The organism is Arthrobacter sp. Y3225116 (genome assembly GCF_059091245.1).
The window spans coordinates 1-1,240 of sequence record NZ_JBNHGL010000439.1 but is presented as its reverse complement, the minus strand read 5'-3'; the positions used below and the strand labels follow the sequence as shown (position 1 = coordinate 1,240).

At 71.7% G+C, this 1,240-nt stretch carries 2 protein-coding genes; one reads left to right on the top strand and one right to left on the bottom strand.

Annotated features, from left to right (window positions below; all coding sequences use genetic code 11):
* The coding region (locus AC5RV2_RS18145) for a phosphatase PAP2 family protein (protein ID WP_494093484.1) at positions 1–693 on the bottom strand (693 nt) is incomplete at its 3' end.
* A 66-nt stretch (positions 694–759) separates the two neighbouring features.
* On the opposite strand from AC5RV2_RS18145, the gene AC5RV2_RS18140 reads away from it, so the two are divergent.
* Positions 760–1,240, top strand: a 481-nt coding sequence (locus AC5RV2_RS18140) for an enolase C-terminal domain-like protein (protein WP_494093483.1), incomplete at its 3' end; no start/stop codon positions are given.

Below are 1,240 nucleotides of genomic sequence, written 5' to 3'. Positions count from 1 at the left end.
GGACGCCGCCCAGAAGCTGCCGTAGCCGGACCAGATGTTCCAGTCGCTGCCGCGCCGCAGCACGACCGGGCCGGCGGCCAGCACCCAAAAGCCGGCCACCAAAAAGGCCGCCACCACGTCCGCCGGGCGGTGCCAGCCGTTGATCAACGTAGCGGCGCCGGCCAGCACGGCATACAGGCCGCCGGCGGCCGCGGCGAACGGGCGCCAGCGGGGCGAGACCACCAGGAAGATGGCCAGGGCGGCAGCCGTGGCGATGGTGGTGTGCCCCGACGGCAGCGAATTGTGTTCCAGCGTGGGCACGCCGCGGTCGGGCCGGTCCAGAATAAGGTTCTTCAGAATCCACGTGGTCGCCGCCGACGCCGCGACCACCCCGACGCCGACCACCGCCGGCCCCCACCGGCGTCGTACCAAGGCCGCCACCAGCAGCACCACGGCCGCCACGGCGACGGAGATATCCGGCAGCAGGTCCAAAAAGTCCAGGAAAACGCCGCGGCCCAGCCGCCAACCGGAGTCCGCCTCCGCCCAGGCCGATTCGTCGGCGAACTGCCCGGTGGTGGTGCGGACGAAGGCGTAGTAGTTCAGCACGAAGGCCCCCGCGCACAACAAGGCTCCCAACCAGAACAGGGCAGGAGCGTGCGCCGCCGGACGGCTGGAGGCGGGCCGGGAGCGGACACGGGAACGCTGCGGAGTCATCGATTCTAGGGTCGCACACAATGCTGACAGCTTCCGGGAAGGGCGCCCGCCGTACAGTTGGAGGTGATGACACCGCACCAGATTCCCGATGTTCCCGGGCTTTCCGACCGGCCGGAGCTCCCGGACCTCGCCGACCTGCTCGCCACCGCACGCGTGGTGTCCCTGCCGATGAAGGTCCGCTTCCGCGGCGTGATGCACCGCGAGGTGCTGCTGTTGGAGGGCCCGGCCGGCTGGGCGGAGTTCTCTCCCTTTCTCGAGTACGACGACGACGAAGCCGCCGCGTGGCTGGCGGCCGCGGTGGAGGCGGGCTGGCGGGGTTTCCCGGCCCCGGTCCGGGACAGCGTCCCGGTCAACGCCACGGTGCCCGCGGTGGCGCCGGCGGAGGTACCCGGGGTGCTGGCCCGCTACGACGGCGCGCGCACGGTAAAGATCAAGGTTGCCGAAACCGGACAGGACATCGACCAGGACGTGGCCCGCGTCGCGGCGGTGCGTGCCGCAGCCCCGCACGCTGCGCTCCGGGTCGACGCCAACGGCGGCTGGGACGTGT